The organism is Rhizobium aethiopicum, assembly GCF_900094625.1.
Taxonomy (GTDB): domain Bacteria; phylum Pseudomonadota; class Alphaproteobacteria; order Rhizobiales; family Rhizobiaceae; genus Rhizobium; species Rhizobium aethiopicum.
Map to the genome: position 1 here is coordinate 1 of NZ_FMAJ01000040.1, position 17,303 is coordinate 17,303.

Genomic DNA, 17,303 nt, shown 5'->3' on the forward strand with positions numbered 1-17,303 from the left:
GCGCGGATCATCATCAAGGTAACCGACGACATTGAGTTCGGCGCTATTCGTCAGAGCGCCGGCAAGCTGCCGCCCGGCACTTCCTGCCCCATAGATCAGCACCTTGGCGAGCGTATTCTGATGAAGGATACGCTGATAGGTATCCCCGAGCCAATAACGGATACCCAACCGCGACAGGCCGATCGCAATCAGCAGCAGGAAGGGCTGGAGAATGCCGACGGTTCTCGGAACGCCAGGGACGCTCAGCGCCGTAAATATAGTCATGAAGGCGACGCCGTAGATCGCAACGGCCTTCAGCACGGCAATGAAAGCGGCCATGTTGGCGTAACGGAAGATCGCCCGATACATGCCCATGACGATGAAGATCGGAAGGGCCATGCACAAGGAAACGAAGACCGGCAACCACTGCACGCCGGTTAGCACAGTCCATTCGTTCAAGCGGAAGCAATAAGCCAGCCAGATCGTCAGGACGCAAAGGCCGGAATCCACCAGCAAGGCGAGCGCGCGTTTGGCAGCACGCGGCATGGCCAGCAGAGGGGCGACAAGCGCCTGCATCGGCACTAAGAACCATCCCGAGCGTGGCGTCTCAGTGGGGGTATTTTCAGGCATTGCTTCCCAGCGTCTCGCGGATCAATCGGACAACCACCTTCTTGTCAGTTTCTACAACGAGCGCAACTGAAATAATCGGAAATCAAAGTCTTCCGCACCGCTTATCTATCAGAAGTAGGTAACTTAATGTTTTATTCCCCTACGGCGGATTACCTTCTCGGCCGTCAGAAACAGGATGCGCATGTCGAAGCCAATCGAGCGCCGCTCGAGATATTCGACATCGAATTTCACCTTCTCCGGAATCGGCAGTTCGTCCCGCCCGTTGATCTGCGCCCATCCGGTCAATCCGGGCAGGAGTTTGTCCACGCCATGGGCCGTCCGCAATTCGATCAAATCATACTGGTTGTAGAGCGCCGGCCGTGGCCCGACGAAACTCATTTTGCCGCCCAGAATGCACCAGAGCTGCGGCAGTTCATCGAGACTGGATTTGCGCAGAAACGACCCGATCGGCGTCAGAAACCGCTCGGGGTTTTCGAGCAGATGTGTCGCGACGGTCGGCGTGTCGACACGCATGCTGCGGAATTTCGGCATCAGGAATATCTGATTGAAACGTCCGACACGTTTTGACCAATAGAGGATCGGTCCCCGCGACGTCAGCCGGACACAGAGAGCAACGGCAAGGATCGGAACGAGCAGGATGACCGACGCCAGCAAAGCCAGGAAAAAATCCACCGCCCGTTTCAAACCCATGCTCCGCATTTCTTCCATTGCCTCATCAGCGGTTTTCCGCCATACGCCAACGCGCCGTATCGTCAAAAGGCGCTTCGCGTCAACTCCAGCCGGCGCCGTTTCTCTATGGAATGCTGTGAGTTTTTAGAACACTGTTTCAAACCGGAAATTGTCATGTGCCCGTTAGGTCTAGGAAATAGATGCCGCGACGCTCTATCCGATGCTGGCTGACACGGAGGGAGGGGAATTCACCTCGCGATCCGAAGGCCGTTCCGAACGGCGATCGGCCTGGCCTTTATGTGGCTCCAAACCTTTATCGGCGACCCGCAGATAGCCCAAAAAAGCGGCCGGGATGATAAGGTCATCCCGGCCGCTCACTGGCATTCACAGCTAGGTGGTCGCCTGACTGCCACTCTCGTTACGGCTCGACGCCGCGCTCAGAACGTCAGACGGCGATCTTGCCACCGCCGACCTTGGTGATGGCGACAACGGCGGGCCGCACCGGCATATCGGCCTTGAAGTCCGGCCAGCGCGTGGAAAGATCCTCGTAGTAGGACGGGCGGCCATGGCCCGGCCAGTCCTCGCCGCCATCGCCGGGGTGCTGTACGGCGACAAAAGCGGTCTGATCGTCAGGCGTAAAGAGCGGGCCGCACAGTTCGGCGCCGACCGGCACGCGGAAGAACAGTTTCGAGGTGGCGCGCGCCGAACCTTCCGTATCGACGGCCCAGAGACCGTCGGTGCGGCCGGTGGCCTTATTGCTGTTGCCGTCGGTCGCGACCCATAGGCGGCCGGCAGCATCGACGGCGCAGTTGTCGGGCATGCCGAACCAGCCATTCTTCGTCGTCTCGGTCGAGAAGGTCGCCCCGACCGCAGCAACTGAAGGATCGCCGCACTTCAGCAGCACTTCCCACTTGCCAGAGGTGGCGGTGAAGTCGCCGTCGTTTTCCGAGATCTCGATGATATGGCCGAAGGCGTTTTCGGCGCGCGGATTGGCGGCGTCCACCTGGTCGGCCTTGCGGCGGGTGTTGTTGGTCAGCATGACATAGACCTTGCCGTTGACGCTGTTCGGCTGGACGTCTTCCGGGCGGTCCATCTTGGTGGCGCCGAGCACGTCGCCGGCGCGGCGACATTCGATCAGCACGTCGGCCTGGCTGGTGAAGCCGTTCTCGGCCGTCAGCGGGCCCTGGCCGAAGATCAGCGGCAGCCACTGCATGGTGCCGTCCTCCTTGAACTTGGCGACATGCAGCGTGCCGCTGTCAAGCAGGCTCATATTGGCGGCGCGGTCGTTCGGGTTGAACGCCGCATCGGTGACGAACTTGTAGACATAGTCGAAACGCTCGTCGTCGCCGAGATAGAAAACCACCTTGCCGTTCTTGGCGACGATCGATTCCGCGCCCTCATGCTTGGTGCGGCCGAGCGCGGTGCGCTTCTTCGGCATAGAAGTCGGGTCCATGACGTCGACCTCGACGATCCAGCCGAAACGATTCGGCTCATTCGGTTCTTTGGAAAGATCGAAACGATCGTAGAAATTGGCCCATTCGTAGCCGCCTTCCGGCACGCCATATCGCTTGTAGTTGGCGGCTTCCTTGTGGCCTTCCGGGAGCTTGCCGGAGAAATAGCCGTGGAAATTCTCTTCCGCCATGATGTAGGTGCCCCAGGGCGTAACACCACCGGCGCAGTTGTTGATCGTGCCGACGGCTCGGGTGCCGGTCGCATCGGCGCTGGTCTTCAGGCGATCATTGCCGGCAGCCGGGCCGGAAATTTCCATTGGCGTATTGGCGGTGATGCGGCGATTATATTTGCCGTCGGTGACGACCTGCCACTTGCCGTCCACCTTACGGATCTCGACGATGGTCCCGCCATGGGCGGCCATCTCGACATCCACCTGCTCCTTGCTGAGCGGACCCTGCTTGATCTTGCCGTCGACCACCTGCACGAGGCCCGGGAACATCAGATGCGGGTTCGTATATTCGTGATTGACGACGAGCAGGCCGTGCTCGGCCGAACCTTCGAGCGGAATGAAGCCGACATAGTCGTTGTTGTAGCCGAACTGCTTGTTCTGGGCATCGGCCGTCTGCTTGGTCGGATCGAATGCAGGAGCGCCCGGCAGCACCGCATCGCCCCAGCGCAGCAGGATGTCGGCGTTGTAACCGTCGGCAACATGATGTTTGTCGTCGACGCCGGCCTCCACTTCGGAGAAGTTGAAGGCAGAGCCCTTATTGTCGGCGGCGCGCGCCTCGTCCGCACTTACCAACGCGATCGGGCTGACCGTGGCGGCAATGGCGGAAACGGCAAGCGAGCCCTGCAGGAAATTGCGGCGCGAAAACCGCTTGCCGATGATCTCGCCCATCGTCGGATTGGTGCTGGTGTTGTGGCCGTCGCCATCGGCGTCCTCAAGCTGCGTCGTCGGGAATATCTTTTGGGAGAGATGCTCGTTCATGCCTTTGCCTCCGAAGTTTGGAAAACTGGCCTAGAATAGTCCAGTTTTAGAGCCGTTCTAAACCTAGAAGCCGGATATTACGGTTTTGCGACAGCTGTCCGAGAACCTTGCTCCCGCATCAGGCGCCGCGCTTCGCAGCCGCTTATGGTACTGTCCTGGAATCAGTGACGTCATGAGCTTGAAGTGCTTGTGAAAGGCCGTGAAGCCGATGCCTGCAGCGGTTGCTAAATGCCGGCTCGCGTTGAGCACCTGATGTGAAGCCACTAACTCGACGGCAATGCGTTTCTACCGGGCTTCATTGTGGACCACGATGCACCCTTCGCGATTGTCCCTGCCCGATCCAATGGCGTGCACCGGGTACGGTCAACCCTCCTGCAACCTTCAGCACAGCGTCAAACACGGGATGGGCTGCAAGCGAGGCGACCGTTGCTGGAGGAGATAAGCCTTCAAGACTGGTGATATTCAAGAGAGTAGCCCGCGCCGTACACAGTACGGAGCTGCAGATTTGCGAAGCCAGCAAACGCTTTTCGCAGTCGACCGATATGCACGTCGACCGTCCGACTCCCCACTGCGTGCGGATTTTGCCAGACGGCCTTAATGAGTTGCTCGCGGGTAGTGATTTGCCCTTGCCTTTCCAGCAAGAAATCAAGAATTCTCGCCTCCACAGGCGCGAGGGTTATTCTCTTTCCCCCAATGACGACCGCGCGCTGCTCGAAAACAAACTCTGCGGGGACAGCAGAAGCTGGCCGGGCCAGAGCTTCCGACCGCGGCTTAATTCCGTGCAAAAAGCCAAGAAGCTTTGACGGCGAAAGAGGCCGAATGATACCTTCGTCGAGCCCCGCCTTGATCAGCTGCAAGTGCTGTTCGCGCATATCCCCGCTGATCAGCGCACCGACGGAAACCCCTGCGTCCTTCAACAGTGCACATAGCAGGGCAACATCACTCGGCCAGACCGCACAATCCAGGAGGACCGCGGCGATTTCTGTCGGCGTGCACGCGCCCACTGCATCGTCGTCAGTTGAAGCAAGACGGGCTTCGAAGCCTTCGCTGCGAAGAATATGTGCAAGCAGCAGATAAAGCTCGACGTCTTGCGAGCAAACCAGAATGACAGGAGTCACGTCGATCACCCGTATTGTCGTTCGAAAAAGCGCCAGCCCTCAACTCGGCGCGAACTCGCCGCCGTTGACATCGATGATGGCTCCGTTGACGAACCCGGCATCTTTCGACGCTAGGAACATGATCACGGCAGCAACATCGTCGGGGTCACCAAGCCGGCCGGCTGGAATACGCGTGAGCGCGTCGACGTTGGTTTGGCTCTCGGGGGATCCGGTCAGTGGCGTCAGGATGCGACCTGGCGCCACCACATTCGATGTTATCCCATAGGGGCCGTATTGAGAGACGAGAATGCGGGATAACCCCGAAAGTGCGGCTTTTGACGCCACATAGCTCGGTCCGGCGATCCGAGGTCTTGTCCGACCTGCAAGGGAGCCGACGAAGATGACGCGCCCATAACCTTTTTCCTTCATGGCAGGCAGAACGGCCCGGCAACATAACATCGTGCCAGTCAGGTTGACCGTGAGTACGTCGTTCCACTCTTCAAGGGCAAGGTCGGCGACGGCAACAGGTCCCCCTGGGCCTTTCGGCGATATCCCCGCGTTGCAGACGAGGATCCCGGCCGCGCCGAAGACATCGGCGACTTCGGCGAAAAATCGTCCGATGGCCGCGGGCTCACGGAGATCTACCTGTCTCGCAAGCGAGCGCTCTGGTCCGAAAGCTTCGGCAAGTGCCGCGCCCGCGGCCATGACGCTTGCCTCGCCATGGCTGAAGACGGCGACTCTATGACCGGCTTTGAGCAGACGAAACGCGGTGGCAAGGCCGATTCCCGTTGTACCGCCGCTGATAACCGCCACCGGTTCGCTGCCAGCGGCGTTCATGCCGCTTGATCCATTGCAGCGAACAACGAAAGCGGTGGGTGAGCGCCAGTCTCGGTCATAACCTCCATCAGGAGGGGCCCCTCCCCTGACAGGCCCAACTCGATGTATCGATGAAGATCAGCGGGATCGAAAATGCGGACTGCCGGGCAGCCGCAGGCTTCGGCAATTTTCTGATGGTCGACATCTGCAAAGTTGCAGGCCGTCGTGAAGCTGCCGAACTTGACACTTTCCGCGTCACGCTGAAATCCTAGAACGCCATTGTTCAAAACGATGATAAGGACGGGCAATTTGCTCCGTACCATGGTCTCAAGTTCTGCCCAGCTATGGGCGAAGCCGCCATCCCCCACAATTGCCACGACCGGCCTATCCGGTCTTGCAGCTTTGGCCCCGAGTGCCAGTGGGACGCCCCACCCAAGTCCAGCAAGGCCTCGCGGCGAGATGAAACGCATGCCGGGCGAAAGTGCCCTCAGCTGGCCGGCGACCCACATGGAGGAGTAGCTGGCGTCAGCGACAACGGTCGTCTCAGCCGTTAACACCCGTTGAAGTTCGAACATGATCCGTTCAGGTCGGATGGGACTGGCGTCCGAACGGGCAACGGATTGCCGTTCCGTGTCGAACGCATGCCAGAACCCGGCTATACGAGAAGCCACGTCGTTGCGCTTCGATGCGCGATAGGAAAGATCGCGCCCAGCAAGCGCGCCGCGGAGCGCGCCGATGGTTTCCGCGGCATCGCCGGCCAACCTGACCGCCTCATAGGTCCGGCCTATTTCTGCCGGATCGACATCGACGTGGATGACCGAGGCGGACAGCGGGATTTGCCGCCAGCTATCCGTACCATTCTGATTGGTTCGCGTCCCGACCAGGATGACAAGATCTGCTTCTTCGACGAGCGCAACGGTGTGTCGTCCGAGCGACTTCGGTCCAACGAGTGCACCCAGAACCCCAGCCGACAGGGGATGGAATTCGTCGACCGCACCTTTGCCCATATTTGTCGTGACGACGGGAAGCGAGGCTTCGTCCTGTAGCGCCGAAAGTTCCCCGGCGGCTCGGCTTGCATGAACGCCGCCTCCGGCGATGATAACGGGTGCGTGAGCTTCCGCAATCATCGAAGCCGCGCACTCAATTTCACTATCGCGTGGACGCAATCGATCAAGCGGCCAATAGCCAAGGGCGGCCTCACGCCGAAACGCTGATGGCGCAATCTGCTCTCTCAGTAGGTCCGCAGGAAGCAATAGCGCGACCGGCCCTGGCCGACCCGAGGCGGCTGCCGTGAAGGCAGCGTCGACGTAGTCGTCAATGCGTTCCGGCACGATCACCTTGCGCACCCATTTCGTGCAGGACTGAAACAAGGCGAGATGATCGAGTTCCTGGAATGCATTGCGATCTGCCTGGTCTCTTTCAACGTCTTGGACAAGGGCGACTATCGGTACGCTGGCCTTCAGCGCTTCCGCCATCGGTGGAACGAGAAGCGTTGCGGCGGGCCCGTTTTGTGCAGCGACGACGCCGACCTTCCCGGAGAGGCGCGCATAGCCATCAGCCATAGTCCCTCCCATGTTTTCTTGACGGTAGGCGACCTGACGGATGCCAATTGCTTCGGCGGCGAGGATCACCGCAGAAGGCAGGCTTTGAGCGAAGATATGGGTGACGCCGTGTCTCTCGAGAGACAGCGCGATGCGTTCGGCGACGGTGGAGACATCAGTTGCCATGGTTACATGCCTGCTTCTGTTGGGTTTGCTTCAAGGGTTGAAAGAAAGTCTGCGAAGGCAGAAACGACCGCCTCAGCGTCAGCCGTGGTCATAGCCGTAGAGAGGCAAGCCGCGGCGCCATTGGGCAACAGAATGCCGCACTCAAGGAAATGCCTCGACAGCCTCGCCATCAATTCCGCCTCTTCAGGCTCGAGATAAGCCTCACGAAAATCTTTTGGTTCCTTGCCTCTCGGATGGACGCGAAACAATGATGCGGCCCCCGTAACGCTGAAGGCTGCGCCACAACGCTCGATCTCCCTACGAAGTCCGGCCCGAATGCTGTCGCCAAGGCTTTCGAGCGAAGCGAACGCGGTTTCGGTCATCGCCTCCATCGCGACCCGCCCCGCGACCATCGATACGGGATTTGCCGAAAACGTGCCGCCTTGCGGAAGCAGCGGCTTGCCGCTGTCGCTTGCGAAGACCCGCATGACCTCCTTGCGCCCACCAATTGCCCCGACCGGAAAACCCCCGCCGATGATCTTCCCAGCCGCGATCAGATCGGGCTGCAGACCGTAACGAGCCGAAGCGCCCATATAGGACTGTCGTAGATTGAGGACTTCATCGGCAACGATGAGGATTCCATATTTCTGGGCGATGGCACCAATGGCTGCAAGGAAACTCGGTTCAGGTGCAATCAGTCCGGCGCGGCTCGGCATCGGATCGATGAGGATACAGGCGAGTGACGGGGCTGCCGAGGCAATCCGTCGCTCAAGATCTTCGACGTCGTTGAAGCGGATGACGGTCACCTCTTCGGCAACCGCTGGCGGCATGCCATGATAAGCGGGTACGGCCGGAGAGCGCTGTGGGTCGTTCCAGATGGCCGGCGATACCGCCTGCCCCGTCTCCGCCCAATCGTAAGCGCCGTGATAGGCGCCTTCTATGCGCGCAACCCCTGGCCTGCAGGTGAATGCGCGAGCGGCCTTGATCGCAAACATTACTGCCTCCGTCCCGCTGTTGACGAAGCGAATATATTCGACCGCTGGAATGCGCTCTATCAACAGCTCGGCCAGCGTGATCTCGTGCTCAGTGGGATTGGAGAAGCAGGTTCCGCGAAGAAGAAGATCCGCGACCGCGTCGGCAACGGGAAGGAAACCGTGGCCGTGGATCAGCGTCGTGAAATTGTTGTTGAGATCGAGGAGCCGGTTGCCATCGACGTCAATGAGATAAGCTCCCTCTCCGCGCGAAATGTAAAGGGGACTCGGATCGTGATCCACCGTGACCCGCGTTATCCCCGTCGGAAAGACGCGCCGCCCCCTTTTGAAGAAATGCTCTGACCGCGACCGGGAGAATCCCCGGCCGTGTAAAACGTCAGCATGAAACATTGGATTTTCTCCGGTCGATGCGGGTCGCGGCACGACCCTTCATAATTTTGTTGTAACAAACATCATGAACCCGAAGAAGTTGCAACAAAAAAATGTGCGACCGATGCTATTGCCGCTTTAGGCGCTCCTGCGCCGCTTTCTTCAAGCGACGGTAGCCGTCCCGAATGTCGCTTTCCATCGCCGCACGAACTGCAGAGGCATCCTTATCCACCAGTCCCTCTATCGCAGCCATGTGGTTCCGAACGCCGTACTTTGCTTCCGCAAATTCGGGATAAAGGTCGTGGAAGGAGGCGCCTACCCTTAACCACAGGGCTTCGATAGTCGAAAGGAGGTGCGGCATCTCGCACAGCCGATAGATTGTGAAGTGGAATTCCTTGTTATCGTGCAGGGCATCGGAATAGCGTCTCTCATTCAGTGACAATGTTATTTTTTTCTGCAGCGCCAACAGTTTGTCGACCACGTCATCAGTCGCGCGAAGCGCGCCTTTTTCAGTCGCCAACCCCTCAAGGGCCAGCCGCATCTGTGTAACCTCATAGAGCGCGGCAAGATCGAGATGCGGCACGATAACAGTTTTGGGTCCCGCCATGACGAGCGCGCCCTCGAAGACCAGCCTGTTCAGCGCCTCCCGTGCCGGGGTTGAGCCAATGTTCAGCATTTCGGCAACCAAGCGGATCGGCAGCTTGTGACCAGGCTTGTATGCACCGCGCGTGAGTTGCTCCTTGATGGATGAATAGGCGATGTCACTTAAGCGTCCGGGCTGCTCGTCCAAAGCCGGCGATTCCTTTGCGGTTGTATTGTTGTTCAATTTCGACCCCCATGCGTTGACATCGTCACATTTTTGTTGCAACAAAAATGACATATACCGAAAGCGATAACGTAATGTGACATCATAACGGGATCGTGAATATCCGCAACGTCGTGGCCGCGGAACGCCATGCCTGCAAAAGCTGCCGATCTGTTCGGCGGAGCACTCACAGCACCTGGTCGCGTGAGCGGACCAGGAGGTTTCAATGCGTCGTAGCACGCGAAATGGAGGAGATATCGATTTGATTGGCGCGCCCGTTTTCATCGATCGCATAGGCAAAGCCTACGGCAGCCAAACTGCCATAGGCGCAGTGACCTTGGATATTCCTGCCGGCGAATTCCTGTCAATTCTCGGGCCATCAGGATCGGGCAAGACGACGCTTCTAACAATGATCGCCGGCTTCGAAAGCCCTTCTGCCGGGCGCGTCATCATTGGCGGGCGCGATGTGACGGCCATGTCGCCCGATCGGCGGAATATCGGGATGGTTTTTCAGCGTTATGCCTTGTTCCCACACCTGACCGTTGCCGAAAACATAGCCTTTCCATTGAAGATGCGCGGCATTCGCAAGGAGTTCAGAGCCGAACGCGTTGACCGGGCGCTGGACCTCGTCCAACTCCCCGACTACGCCAAACGCTACCCTCACGAACTATCTGGCGGTCAGCAACAACGGGTGGCGGTCGCGCGAGCAATTGTCTTCGAACCGCCTGTTCTCTTGATGGACGAGCCCCTAGGAGCACTGGACAAGAAGCTGCGCGAATCCATGCAGCTCGAGATAAAGCAACTGCAGCGGCGTCTCGGCGCCACGGTCGTCTATGTGACGCACGATCAGGAGGAGGCATTGACGATGTCTGACCGGATCGCGGTTATGGCTAGGGGGGAACTCGCACAACTCGGAACGCCGGCGGATATTTATTGCAATCCGCAAAGTGCGTTCGTCGCGGATTTCGTCGGCAAGATGAATTTCCTCGCTGGAGAATTTTCAAACGAGATCGCTGGCAGCCGGACGATCAGACTGGGTGACGGCGTCGTCATTGATACGCTGGGCGCTGTTGCGGGTTTTGCGGGTTCGGCAAAGATTGGTGATCGTGTTCGTGTTGCGCTCCGCCCCGAGCGACTTGCACTTGCAGCTCGCGGTGCAGGGGGAAAGAACGTCCTGCCTGGGCGGATTGAAACTTCGGTTTTCGCGGGCTCCTTTGACCTCCACATTGTTCGCACCGATTTCGGAAGCGGAGAGATCATTCAGGTGCAGATCCCGACCGATGGGATGAGAGAACCCTTCGCAACGGGAACACCCGTCGATGTCATTGTCGAGCGCGATGGCCTGCGGGTCTTTGCCGATGCGGAGGGATGAGACGACTATGACCGTTGACAATCTCACACCAGCGCCGGCCGTTTCAGCAAGCTGGCTATTCTCGCACTCGACCCGCCGCTATTCGCACGCCCTGACGCTCGCGCTTATTGCGCCGCTGATGCTCCTACTCGCCGGCGGCTTCCTCTATCCAATCGGCCGGCTTGTCTTGCTGAGCGTCATGGCGCCGGAATTCACGCTCGAATATTACCAGCGGATCGTCACCGAGCCACTTTACGCCGACGTCTTGCTTCGCACGCTGCAAACGGGCGCAATTGTCACTGCGGCGAGCCTGTTACTTGGATATCCGGTTGCGTTTCTCATGGCGCGCGCCAAAGGCAAGACTGCAATGATCGTCGCGGCGGCGGTGTTCGTGCCACTGTGGACCTCAGTGCTGGTGCGATCATATGCCTGGATCGTGCTGCTGCAGCGAAACGGGATCGTCAACGGCTTGTTCATTGAAACCGGCGTCATCACGAGTCCTTTGAAGCTCCTCTATACTGAGGGCGCCGTCATCCTTGCGATGACACATGTTCTAATGCCCTTCATGATCCTGCCGATCTGCAATGCTCTTCGCACTATTCCTGCCGAATATAGCCAGGCCGCCCGCAATCTCGGCGCCGGCCCGATGGGCGCCTTCATGCGCGTGACCTTACCACTCGGTCTGCCTGGAATCTTTGCCGGGTGCGTCATGTGCTTCATCCTGGCGATCGGTTTTTATATCACGCCGGCCCTCGTTGGCGGACCGGGTGCGTTGATGATGGCAACGCTGATCGGCCAGCAAACTATCGTCCTGCTTGACTGGCCGTTCGCCGCAGCGCTCGCGACGGTCCTTCTCACCACGACGCTGGTCTTTGTCCTTGTGTTCCGCAAAGCCCTTTCCATCAGCAAAGGAATGAACGGTGTCAACTGAGCCCGTAGCCACCACGCCATTCATCGCCGCTCCCGTCAACAGTAGCCATCGACCGTACGGCAAGGCAGTCTTGCTGCTCCTTGGGGGTACCCTGATTGGCGCAATCCTATTCTTCCTGGTGCTGCCGACGCTGCTCGTCATCCCGATTTCGCTCAATGATAGCAGCTACATCGAGTTCCCGCCGAAGGGCCTAACGCTTCGTTGGTATAGCGAATTTCTTTCCGATCCGGACTGGCGCGCGGCGACGATCTTCAGTCTGAAGATTGCGCTGTCGACAACCATCGCTTCGACAATAATCGGAACAATGGCCGCTATCGGGCTCGTTCGCGGCAATCTGCCGGGAAGGACCCTTCTGCAGGCGCTGTCGCTCGGGCCAATGATTGTCCCCCATGTCGTCTTCGGTGTTGCGCTCTATTTGATTTTCTCGCCGCTTGGCCTGACGGGCAATTTTGCTGGTTTCCTGATCGCGCACACCGTTCTTTCAGTCCCCTACGTCATTATCACCGTATCGGCGGCACTCGAGCGCTTCGATCCGTCGCTTGAACTTGCTGCACTGAATTGCGGGGCAGGCCGGAGCCGCACCTTCTTCAGCATTGTGCTTCCAAACATCTCGCCGGCGGTCGCTGCTGCTTCAGTTTTTGCGTTTCTAGCGTCATTCGATGAAGCAACGGTTGCGTTCTTCATCTCCGATACCGGCGGCAAAACGATCAGTCGCAAAATGTTCGAGGATATCGACTTCAATCTTACCCCGGTCATCGCATCGGTTTCGACGCTGCTAGTCGTGATATCGCTCGTCCTCATGGGCTCCATCCATCTCCTTAACGGCCGCGGGGAGGACTAACGTGGCCATATCATTCGGACAGAGGAACACGCGATGAAAAAGCGGATCGAGATCAGGCCTTTGATGCTTGCGGCTTGCCTCATGCTAGCTGTCGCAGGTGCGACACAAGCCGAGGAACAGGTGGTCATTGCGACGACTGGTGGCGCCTACGATGCCGCGCTCCGAAAATTTTGGTTCGAGCCGTTTACCGAAAAGACTGGCATTAAGGTCGTCTCGGTCGTCGCAACAAATGCCGAAATGCGGGCGAAAGCTGCAGCTATGGTCAAAACCGGCAATGTCACCTGGGACCTTTATCCGGACGGCGAGATCCAAGCGAGCGCTGAATTGCATCGGCTCACCTCTGAAGACTTAACTGAGTTTTGCAAGCCCTTCCGCAGCCGGCCAGACCTGGTCGAGGATGCCTGCGTCAGTTCGGGGGCGAGGCTTTTTTCGACCGCAACACTCATGGCCTACGATCCCACAGGCTTTAAGAATGGAAATCCCTCGAGCTGGGCCGACATGTGGGACCAGACAAGATTTCCCGGCGGCCGCTCTTTTCCGAATTTCGACGATCCGTGGCGGGTCATGGCTGCCGCGCTGCTGGCCGATGGCGTCCCGCGCGACAAGCTTTTTCCGCTCGACGTCGACCGCGCACTGAAAAAGCTCGACGAGATCCGCCCAACGATATCACTTTGGTGGAAGACCGGTGACCAGAGCGTCCAGGGCTTTCGCAACGGCGACTACAGCATCGGGCAGATCTGGCTGACACGCGCAAATACTCTGAAGGCGGAAGGCCGCCAGATCGCCTGGTCCAAGCAGGCTTCTTTCCTCGTCGGTGATCGCCTGACCATCATCAAGGACGCGCCGAACCGTGCGAACGCGCTGAAGCTGGTCGGCTACTGGCTTGATCATCCGGAGGCTCAGGCCAAGGTCTGTGAGGAGCTCCTCTGCACCCCGCCCAGCCGCAAGGCGATCGGTTTGATGTCGCCGGCCGCACGTGCAGCGCTGCCAAGCGACGATGATATCAGGGATTACATCGTCATTCCTGACGCCAAATGGATCAATGAAAATGCTGCCGTAATGCTTGAGCGCTGGAACGCCTGGATCCGATAAGGAGCCATCCCCCGGGCGGAAGCGCCCGGGGGTAAGAAGGCCAATCGTTAGCCCTTCACGGCACGATTGATAGCAGCAGCGACGCCGCGCACTTCGGCTGCCGTATGACTTGCGGTCGGACACATCCGCAATCCTGCCCTCCCCTTGGCTACCGTTGGGAAGAAAATGGACGATGTATAATAACCGGCGTCGAGCACCACTCTCGCAGCAGCGATTGCCGCAAGCTCGTCACCAATGACAACGGTCCGGATGGGCAGTCGGGACCCCGCCTGTGCGGTTGGCACCAGTTCGTCGAACAGAGAAATATATTCGGAAAGCGCCCTTTGCCGTACGCCGAGTTCCGGCGTGCGGTGGATCTCCTGGGAGGCAAGGGCGGCACCAATCGCTGCAACATTGATCGAGGCGGAAAAGGCATGCGCAAGCGCAAAGCGCCGAAAGATCTGTTCCTGAAACGGCGTTCCAAGCATCAGCATGCCGCCTGAGGCGCCAAAGCCCTTGCCGAGTGAGGCCGCGATTATCGTCCGCTCTCCGACATCCTCGGGCATCTGCGAGCGGGCAAAGCCCTCGCCCCTTTCTCCGAAGAGCGATATGCCGTGTGCATCATCGATATAAAGGAAAAGGCCGTACCGCTCCTGAAGTTCGCGCAACTCCTTGATGGGCGCGCAGCCACCCATGGAGTAGACCCCGTCACAAACATAGGCGACCGTCTCATTCTGACGGCAAATGTCTTCCAGCGCGAGAACATCATTGTGGCCTATCGTTCGGACCTCGCATTCCTCGGCCACGACGGGCTTGTTGAAGGCAAGCGTCGCATGGGCATAACGATCGAATACCATCACCGGTTTTTTGCCGCCGGTCAGGACTCCGGAGGCAATCAGTGGAAGGGCGCTCATGTTAGCGGCAAGCACCGTTGTGTAGGTGATGACCCTTGCCGCGAAAAGATCAGAAAGAGCATCCTCGAGATCTCCCAAAGCCGCAAAATTGAGCCGTGTCCGGGCGCAGGACCAATGCAGCGTCCCGTAACGCCGTACGGCCTCGATCGCACCCTCCACAATTGAAGGGTGATTGTCGAGCCCGAGATATGAGCAGCGGACGAAGTCGACGAGGCGTTGCGATCGACTCTCCGAAACTGGCAGCATCACCGCCCGACCGTCCGACGGATTGACATAAAGTGCCATGAGGCCGTCGAGATGGGCCGCGGCGAAGTGAGGTCCGGCGTGCCTGATCAAGCTGGCGGTGTTTCTATGGGATATAACGGGTGAACTTGCGCCCGAATCAGCCTCTTGCATGTTGTGCTCCCAATTGGACTGATGCACGTTAATCGGGAGTTATTCGTTTTTACAACGAACGCCGCAGCAAGCTTTTCCAAATTTTTGGTGAAGATGTGAATAGGACGATGTTCATACTTAGGCGACATCGATCGCATATCCCACCTTTGGGACAGTGCGGATTACATCCCGGCCAAGTACATGCTTCAACGTGCGCCGGAGGCGGCCGATATGAACATCGACCGTCCGCGGCTCGACGAATGCTGTCTGCGGCCAAGCGATGTCTATCAGCTCGGCACGGCTGAGAACGCGGCCTGCGTTATCCATAAGGGCGCTCAATAGGCGAAACTCAATCGGACTAAGGTTGACCGGCTCGCCCCGCACCAGAACACGTCGACCGCCGGCGTCCAACTTCATATCGTCGAACATTTTAAGCAGGCGGCCAGGAGTCTTGTCGGGGGAAACACCTATGACGCTGTTCAGGTAAGACAGGAGGCGTTGCGGCCGCATCGGCCTGGTAAAGCTCTCATCGACGTTGGCCTTCAGGATGTCGAGATATGCGGTTTTTTCGGCGACAAGCGCGATAAGAATGACTTCGCTGGCAAGTCCCCTTTCCTTTAAGCTGGAGGCGATATCAGCCAAGATTTGCGACCCCGGTTGGCAGTCGACGATGATGGCTGCGGTGTCCAGTTCCGCCGCTGCCGGCACGACTTCGCTCGGAACATCGATGAGGATTGTTGTGTACCCTGCTTCCTCCAAAATGTGTGAGAGCATCAAAAAATAATCGGCATCTTGAGATACGATTGCCAAAAGCTCGCTCATTGACCGGCCTCGCAACCTGAGGCCCTCGCCGCGACCGGTTTTGATGCCACAAATTGGTCCTCATAACTCGTCAAACTGTCCGGCACATCACACATTTCGCCTCGCAAGAGCCTCAAAGAATCGCGAAAGCACTCTCATTCCGAGTGTTTTTATAACTTGCCTTTTCGTTTTGTTACAACATAATGTTCGATGTGCGGGAAATTTCGCGCGGTAGCGTATATCTGCCAGGGACGGCACGTGATCGTGGCCCATTCGTGGGATCAACGTCCGGCATATTTTGATCACCTGTTTCCGGACGGTAACGGGGCTTGTTCAATGCGCGAAACATTTGCAGACTATCCGCTCGGTTGCGCCGCCGCGGCCACGCCTGATATTTGGAGTGATGGAGATATCGCAGTGACGAGTGATGCTGCTCGATCGCTTTACGGGCCAAATGCGAAAACGGCGGCGGCGTGGTGCGCCTTAGGCGCGCGCTCTGACGGCCGCTCCGGTGACTTCAGCTTCTGGGTCAAGGTTTTCAAACACCTGAGCACCAAGGAGACCGCCATATCCCCAGTGTGAAGCGAGCAGGCAACAAGCGTCGATCGCCGCTTGTTCAGCGATCTTTAGAGATCGAAGCCGCGACCGCGGTGAGGAGTGCCCTTCTGCCGTTCCGTGGTAATATCCTGACTGGTTTCCGCGTGGACGGTCAGCTGCAGGACCTTCAAGCTCTCCTGCATCGCCGCAAAGGCCTGACGCTGCGCCGGCGGCACGTGATTGATGAGATCTCTCTCGCCGCGGATGAGGGCATTGCGGCCAAAGCGCTCGTCAAGCGCCTTGCTTACGGCGACGAACTCCCGGCGAATGCTCGGATCGAGAGGAACCGCCGAAACAGTCGGCTTGTGCCCATTCCTCCTTGCCTCAGCGGTCAGAACCATGAGCGCCTCTTCCGCCGCTTTCGACAGGCCGGGAATAGCAACCGCCATACGCCGCCGCTCGGCGGTGATGACCTGGCGCTCCGCATCGAACAGATTGACATAGGCCCTCCCGAGAGAGCGCAGCCGCCCGGCTGCCTCGGGCACAGCCTGGGCCGCCTCCTTCCGCTCCCGGCCGGAAGCCAGCATCCTGTCCATGAGACGGTCCGAACCGCGCAACGCTTCATAAGCGGCCGGATCATTGGTCACCGCGGCAGCGATGCGATCGCCAGCAAAACCTTTTGCAAGCAGTTCCTCGATCTTGCCGACGGCTCCTGACGGATCGCGCCAGATCGTCCTTGCCGCGTTGGCCAGCGCCTCACGCTGCTGACGGTAAAGGGGAGCGGAGAGAACGCGCGCTCGCGCCTCGTCGTCGACTGCTATCTTGAACTCGGTGACAGCGGCAAGCATGGGCAGCACGGTCACATTCTCCTTGCCTGCCCCCCTGTCTTGCTGCTGGTCCGGAACGGCACTGGCTGCCGCAACGATCTTCGAGCGGTCCTGGCGTTCGGCCAGATGTTGCTCCTCGGCAAAGCGTTTGA

At 58.8% G+C, this 17,303-nt stretch carries 16 protein-coding genes; 5 read left to right on the plus strand and 11 right to left on the minus strand.

Annotated elements, in window-relative coordinates:
• From GA0061105_RS31305 to GA0061105_RS31340, 8 genes are all read right to left on the minus strand, one after another.
• On the minus strand, window positions 1-609 hold a 609-nt coding region (locus tag GA0061105_RS31305), incomplete at its 3' end, for a nucleoside-diphosphate sugar epimerase/dehydratase (RefSeq protein ID WP_425348786.1).
• Window positions 610-732: 123 nt separating this feature from the next.
• A complete protein-coding gene (locus tag GA0061105_RS31310) occupies window positions 733-1,299 on the minus strand; it encodes a sugar transferase (protein ID WP_092755257.1) in 567 nt (188 codons plus the stop codon).
• Window positions 1,300-1,723: 424 nt separating this feature from the next.
• The gene (locus GA0061105_RS31315) at window positions 1,724-3,718 is read right to left on the minus strand and encodes a PhoX family protein (protein WP_092755227.1); all 1,995 of its coding nucleotides are present in this window, start codon (window positions 3,716-3,718) and stop codon (window positions 1,724-1,726) included.
• Between the two features lie 446 nt (window positions 3,719-4,164).
• The gene (locus GA0061105_RS31320; RefSeq protein WP_245304460.1) at window positions 4,165-4,845 is read right to left on the minus strand and encodes a winged helix-turn-helix transcriptional regulator; all 681 of its coding nucleotides are present in this window, start codon (window positions 4,843-4,845) and stop codon (window positions 4,165-4,167) included.
• A gap of 30 nt (window positions 4,846-4,875) precedes the next feature.
• Window positions 4,876-5,652 carry a 3-oxoacyl-ACP reductase FabG gene (fabG, locus tag GA0061105_RS31325; RefSeq protein WP_092755230.1) on the minus strand — a complete coding sequence of 259 codons (777 nt, stop codon included), beginning with the start codon at window positions 5,650-5,652 and terminating at the stop codon, window positions 4,876-4,878.
• The gene (locus GA0061105_RS31330) at window positions 5,649-7,358 is read right to left on the minus strand and encodes an acetolactate synthase catalytic subunit (RefSeq protein ID WP_092755233.1); all 1,710 of its coding nucleotides are present in this window, start codon (window positions 7,356-7,358) and stop codon (window positions 5,649-5,651) included. The genes fabG and GA0061105_RS31330 overlap by 4 nt, the downstream gene beginning before the upstream one ends.
• 2 nt (window positions 7,359-7,360) lie before the next feature.
• Window positions 7,361-8,719 carry an aspartate aminotransferase family protein gene (locus tag GA0061105_RS31335; RefSeq protein ID WP_092755236.1) on the minus strand — a complete coding sequence of 453 codons (1,359 nt, stop codon included), beginning with the start codon at window positions 8,717-8,719 and terminating at the stop codon, window positions 7,361-7,363.
• A 106-nt stretch (window positions 8,720-8,825) separates the two neighbouring features.
• Window positions 8,826-9,524, minus strand: coding sequence for a GntR family transcriptional regulator (locus tag GA0061105_RS31340; RefSeq protein ID WP_092755263.1), 699 nt, complete (start codon window positions 9,522-9,524; stop codon window positions 8,826-8,828).
• Window positions 9,525-9,765: 241 nt separating this feature from the next.
• Between GA0061105_RS31340 and GA0061105_RS31345 the strand changes: the two genes are divergently transcribed.
• From GA0061105_RS31345 to GA0061105_RS31360, 4 genes are all read left to right on the plus strand, one after another.
• A complete protein-coding gene (locus tag GA0061105_RS31345; RefSeq protein ID WP_092755239.1) occupies window positions 9,766-10,875 on the plus strand; it encodes an ABC transporter ATP-binding protein in 1,110 nt (369 codons plus the stop codon).
• A gap of 7 nt (window positions 10,876-10,882) precedes the next feature.
• Window positions 10,883-11,785 (plus strand): ABC transporter permease, encoded by a 903-nt coding sequence (locus GA0061105_RS31350; protein ID WP_208601721.1) that lies wholly within the window; start codon window positions 10,883-10,885, stop codon window positions 11,783-11,785.
• Between the two features lie 70 nt (window positions 11,786-11,855).
• Entirely contained in the window at window positions 11,856-12,626 is a 771-nt protein-coding gene (locus GA0061105_RS31355) for an ABC transporter permease subunit (RefSeq protein WP_092755242.1), read from the plus strand.
• A 33-nt stretch (window positions 12,627-12,659) separates the two neighbouring features.
• Window positions 12,660-13,718, plus strand: a complete 1,059-nt coding sequence (locus tag GA0061105_RS31360) for an extracellular solute-binding protein (RefSeq protein WP_092755245.1) — start codon at window positions 12,660-12,662, stop codon at window positions 13,716-13,718.
• Window positions 13,719-13,765: 47 nt separating this feature from the next.
• On the opposite strand, the gene GA0061105_RS31365 is transcribed toward GA0061105_RS31360, so the two are convergent.
• Window positions 13,766-15,007 (minus strand): 8-amino-7-oxononanoate synthase family protein, encoded by a 1,242-nt coding sequence (locus tag GA0061105_RS31365; protein WP_092755248.1) that lies wholly within the window; start codon window positions 15,005-15,007, stop codon window positions 13,766-13,768.
• A gap of 117 nt (window positions 15,008-15,124) precedes the next feature.
• On the minus strand, window positions 15,125-15,808 hold the full coding sequence (locus tag GA0061105_RS31370) for a winged helix-turn-helix transcriptional regulator (RefSeq protein ID WP_092755251.1): 684 nt from the start codon (window positions 15,806-15,808) through the stop codon (window positions 15,125-15,127).
• 237 nt (window positions 15,809-16,045) lie between these two features.
• On the opposite strand from GA0061105_RS31370, the gene GA0061105_RS31375 reads away from it, so the two are divergent.
• Window positions 16,046-16,369 (plus strand): hypothetical protein, encoded by a 324-nt coding sequence (locus GA0061105_RS31375; protein WP_245304462.1) that lies wholly within the window; start codon window positions 16,046-16,048, stop codon window positions 16,367-16,369.
• Between the two features lie 44 nt (window positions 16,370-16,413).
• Here the strand turns inward: GA0061105_RS31375 and GA0061105_RS31380 are convergent.
• On the minus strand, window positions 16,414-17,303 hold an 890-nt coding region (locus tag GA0061105_RS31380; RefSeq protein WP_167358605.1), incomplete at its 5' end, for a BID domain-containing protein.

Excerpts from the sequence above, each read along its gene's own strand:
- GA0061105_RS31335 (WP_092755236.1), bottom strand. The coding sequence starts at position 8,719 with ATGTTTCATGCTGACGTTTTACACGGCCGGGGATTCTCCCGGTCGCGG.
- GA0061105_RS31360 (WP_092755245.1), top strand. The coding sequence starts at position 12,660 with ATGAAAAAGCGGATCGAGATCAGGCCTTTGATGCTTGCGGCTTGCCTC.
- GA0061105_RS31330 (WP_092755233.1), bottom strand. The coding sequence starts at position 7,358 with ATGGCAACTGATGTCTCCACCGTCGCCGAACGCATCGCGCTGTCTCTC.
- GA0061105_RS31310 (WP_092755257.1), bottom strand. The coding sequence starts at position 1,299 with ATGGGTTTGAAACGGGCGGTGGATTTTTTCCTGGCTTTGCTGGCGTCG.
- GA0061105_RS31365 (WP_092755248.1), bottom strand. The coding sequence starts at position 15,007 with ATGCAAGAGGCTGATTCGGGCGCAAGTTCACCCGTTATATCCCATAGA.
- GA0061105_RS31350 (WP_208601721.1), top strand. The coding sequence starts at position 10,883 with ATGACCGTTGACAATCTCACACCAGCGCCGGCCGTTTCAGCAAGCTGG.
- GA0061105_RS31315 (WP_092755227.1), bottom strand. The coding sequence starts at position 3,718 with ATGAACGAGCATCTCTCCCAAAAGATATTCCCGACGACGCAGCTTGAG.
- fabG (WP_092755230.1), bottom strand. The coding sequence starts at position 5,652 with ATGAACGCCGCTGGCAGCGAACCGGTGGCGGTTATCAGCGGCGGTACA.
- GA0061105_RS31370 (WP_092755251.1), bottom strand. The coding sequence starts at position 15,808 with ATGAGCGAGCTTTTGGCAATCGTATCTCAAGATGCCGATTATTTTTTG.